Origin of the sequence: Mesorhizobium sp. M1A.F.Ca.IN.020.06.1.1, from assembly GCF_004023265.1 — a bacterium.
In the GTDB taxonomy this organism is placed as follows: Bacteria; Pseudomonadota; Alphaproteobacteria; order Rhizobiales; family Rhizobiaceae; genus Mesorhizobium.
In genome coordinates this window covers 1-3423 of record NZ_RZSR01000665.1, presented here as the reverse complement: position 1 = coordinate 3423, position 3423 = coordinate 1, and the positions used below count along the sequence as shown (strand labels likewise).

The 3423-nt window shown below is 66.4% G+C and carries 4 protein-coding genes; 2 read left to right on the top strand and 2 right to left on the bottom strand.

The genetic code is table 11. The features are described from left to right. Together EOA60_RS24610 and EOA60_RS24605 are read left to right on the top strand one after the other, a co-directional pair. Positions 1–909, top strand: a 909-nt coding sequence (locus tag EOA60_RS24610) for a sugar ABC transporter ATP-binding protein (protein ID WP_164899507.1), incomplete at its 5' end; no start/stop codon positions are given. After that, a complete protein-coding gene (locus EOA60_RS24605; protein WP_067323934.1) occupies positions 906–1901 on the top strand; it encodes an ABC transporter permease in 996 nt (331 codons plus the stop codon). The genes EOA60_RS24610 and EOA60_RS24605, both read left to right, overlap by 4 nt. Before the next feature lie 142 nt (positions 1902–2043). Here the strand turns inward: EOA60_RS24605 and phnN are convergent, their stop codons facing one another. Together phnN and EOA60_RS24595 are read right to left on the bottom strand one after the other, a co-directional pair. Continuing rightward, complete coding sequence (gene phnN, locus EOA60_RS24600; protein WP_164748510.1) at positions 2044–2670, bottom strand: phosphonate metabolism protein/1,5-bisphosphokinase (PRPP-forming) PhnN; 627 nt, start codon at positions 2668–2670, stop codon at positions 2044–2046. Then, a partial coding sequence (locus tag EOA60_RS24595; RefSeq protein ID WP_128312032.1) for an alpha-D-ribose 1-methylphosphonate 5-triphosphate diphosphatase occupies positions 2667–3423 on the bottom strand: 757 nt, incomplete at its 5' end. The genes phnN and EOA60_RS24595, both read right to left, overlap by 4 nt.

The following is a 3423-nucleotide window of genomic DNA, read 5'->3' as shown; positions in this document are numbered from 1 at the left end:
GCCGACCGCGTCGTGGTGCTGCGCGACGGCATGCTGGCCGGCACGCTGCCGAAGAGCGACATCAATCACGACCAGATGGTCAAGCTGATGATCGGGCGCATGCTGAAGGAGCGCGAGAAAGCCGCGGAGGCGGGTCGCGCGCCGGGCGGCGTCGCACTCTCGGCGACAGCGGTGCGCACCAGCGCCTATCCCGACCACCCGGTCGACCTGGAGCTTCGGCGCGGCGAAATCCTCGGCCTTGCCGGGCTGGTCGGCTCCGGCCGCACGGAGCTCGCGCGCGTCCTGTTCGGCATCGACGAGCGGCTCGGCGGCAGTGTCGCGCTGGACGGCAAGGCGCTCAATGTCGGATCGGCCGCCGATGCGGTGGCGAGCGGCATCTTCCTGGTACCCGAAGACCGCAAGCTGACCGGCATCCTGCTCGACCTCTCGATCGCGCAAAACATTTCGCTGCCCAATATGCCGGCGCATGCGAAGCGCTCGCTGGTGTCGACCAGCGCGGAGCTCGCCACCGCCGAGAAGCAGAAGAAGGATCTCGGCATCAAGGCGCCATCGGTCCTGACCCGCACCGGCACGCTGTCCGGCGGCAACCAGCAGAAGGTGGTTCTGGCCAAATGGCTGGCGATGAACCCCAAGGTGATGATCCTCGACGAGCCGACGCGCGGCATCGATATCGGCGCCAAGGCCGAGATCTACGCGCTGATGCGGGCGCTGGCCGATGCCGGCGTCGCGGTGCTGATGATCTCCAGCGACATGGAAGAGGTGATCGGCGTCTCGGACCGCATCGCGGTCATGCATGAGGGGCAGATCTCCGGCATCCTCGACCGGGACGATTTCAGCCAGGAGAACGTGCTGTTGCTGGCGGTGGGCAAGAAGCCGAAGCTGGCGCAAGCCGCGGGAGGAGCGCAATGAGCAAGAAAGACCTCGGCCTGCTGGTCCTGATCCTGGTGGTCGGCGCGGTGGTCACGGCTATAAATCCGCGCTTCCTGTCGACGATCAATCTCGCGAACACCTCCAACCTGGTCGCGCTGTTCGGCATCCTTTCGATCGGCCAGGCCTTCGTCATCATCACCGGCGGCATCGAGCTTTCGGTCGGTTCGCTGATCGCGCTGCTCGGCACGCTGTTCATCGACTTCATCGCCGTGCGCGAGATGGACTGGCCGTTGGCCTTCGTGCTGATCATCGTGCTCGGCGCCATCATCGGCTTCGTGCATGGCTGGCTGATCACGCGGCTCAAGATGCAGCCCTTCGTGGTGACGCTTTGCGGCCTGCTGATCTACCGCGGCGTCGCCCGTTTCTACACCGCCGACGGCACGGCGGGCTTCGCTTTCGGCCAGAATTTCCCGGATCTCGAATTCCTGACCGCCGGCCGCTCCGGCGGGTTGCCGAATTCCTTCATCGCGCTGATCGTGATCGCCATCGTCATGTGGGTGGTGCTGCACCGCTCGGTGTTCGGGCGCTATCTCTATGCCATCGGCAAGAATGAGGAAGCGGCGAAGTATTCGGGCATCCGCACCGGACGCGTGGTGATCGCGGCATACGTGATCTGCGGTGTGCTGACGGCGCTGTCGGCGATCTACTTCGCCATGTACACGCGCTCGATCTCGCCGGCGAGCCACGGCCAGTTCTATGAGCTCTACGCCATCGCCGCGGCGGTGCTCGGCGGCTTCTCGCTGCGCGGGGGCGAGGGCTCGCTCGTAGGCGTCATCCTCGGCACCGTGCTGCTGCAGGAACTGCAAAACCTCGTCAATCTGCTCGGCATCCCGTCCTCCCTGAACTTCGCGGTGATGGGCGGCGTGATCCTGATCGGCGTGCTGGTCGACCAGCAGTGGGGTGTGTTCCGCGCCCGGCGCCGGATGATGGAGGCGTCGCGCCGGAACGTCGCCGGCGCGCCGGCGGAGTAGCTTCCCTCGTCCGATCTCGGCAGGCAGCGGGGCAGATTTCAACTTCGCGTGCTGCACACATTTTTTGGACGTTGGCGCCGACATCAACAAGTCTCGGCCCAACCTCCCACTCGCAAGCCGGCATCACCTGAATCAATACACCTCAGATCATGTCCGAAAGGTCCGAAAACGCCATCGCCTTGCGCAGCACCTCGGCGAAACGGTCGCCGGCGATCTCTCTGGCGCCGCTGTTGTCGATGGAGGTGACATCCAGCCCGGAAAGCGTCACGCTGGTGCTGCGCGCCAGACGCGCCAGCACCTCGCCGCGCGATTCACGGCCGCGCGCCGCCAGCCGCTCGGCGAGGATCTCCGGCGCAGCGGTGATCTCGACCACCGCCAGGTTGGCATAGCGCTCACGCAGCGCCGGGATGACGGCACGGGAAACGTTGGCAACGGCGACATGACCATTGGCGATCGCCCAATCGACATCGGCCGGCAGGCCATAGCGCAGGCCGTGCGCGTCCCAGCAGATGACGAAGGCGCCGTCCGCTTCCGCCTCGGCGAAGGCGGCGTCGGCCAGCGTATCGTGGTCCTCGCTGGCGGAGTCGCTCGGACGGGTGATGACGCGGCGGACGAACTCCAGCCCCGTCTCGCCGGCAAAATGCGCCTTGGCGTAGCCGATCACCGTGTCCTTGCCGGCGCCGCTCGGCCCGACCACCACGACGAACACGCCGTTGCGGATCGGAAGCGTCTCGGTGAGCTCGCGTTCGATCAGCGCAGAAACCATCATGCGACGCGCCTGCCCTGACGCCAGACGTTGCGCACGACCGGCACATGCTGGTCGACGCGCACGCGCACGAGGTCGGCGCGCCGGCCGGGCTCGATGACACCGCGATCGCTAAGGCCGACCGCTTCCGCCGGGTTCTTCGAGACCATGGCGACCGCCTGCGGCAGCGAAATGCCTTCCACGACATCGCCGAGGAAGAAGGCGGACTGGATCAGGCCGAAGGGGATATAGTCGGACGACAGGATGTCGAGCAAACCGTCGCCGGCAAGCGAGCGCGCCGACACATTGCCCGAATGCGAGGAGCCGCGCATGACGTTGGGCGCGCCCATCAGCACGCCGAGGCCTGCCGCCTTCGAGGCCCTCGCCGCCTCCTCGGTGGTCGGGAATTCGGCAACGCGCACGCCCTGCTCCACCGCCTCGTCGACATGGCCGGCCGTCGCATCGTCGTGGCTGGCAAGCACGATGCCGCGCTCGCGGCAGGCGGCGGAAATGAAGACGCGGTTCGGCCCGGAATTCTTGGCCGATTCCGCCATACGCTTCTCGCAGAATTTCTGGAAGTCGCGGTCGGTCAGCTTCAGCTTGCGCTGGTAGTAATAGGCGTAGGTCTCGAGATCGACGAACTGGCGCTGGCCCGGCGCGTGGTCCATCAGCGAGGCGAGCTTCACCCTGTCGTCGGTCTCGAAATTGGCGAAGGCCTCGAGGCAGTCCGGCGCCGAGACCTCGCAGCGCAGATGGATGAAGTGGTCGGCCCTGAGC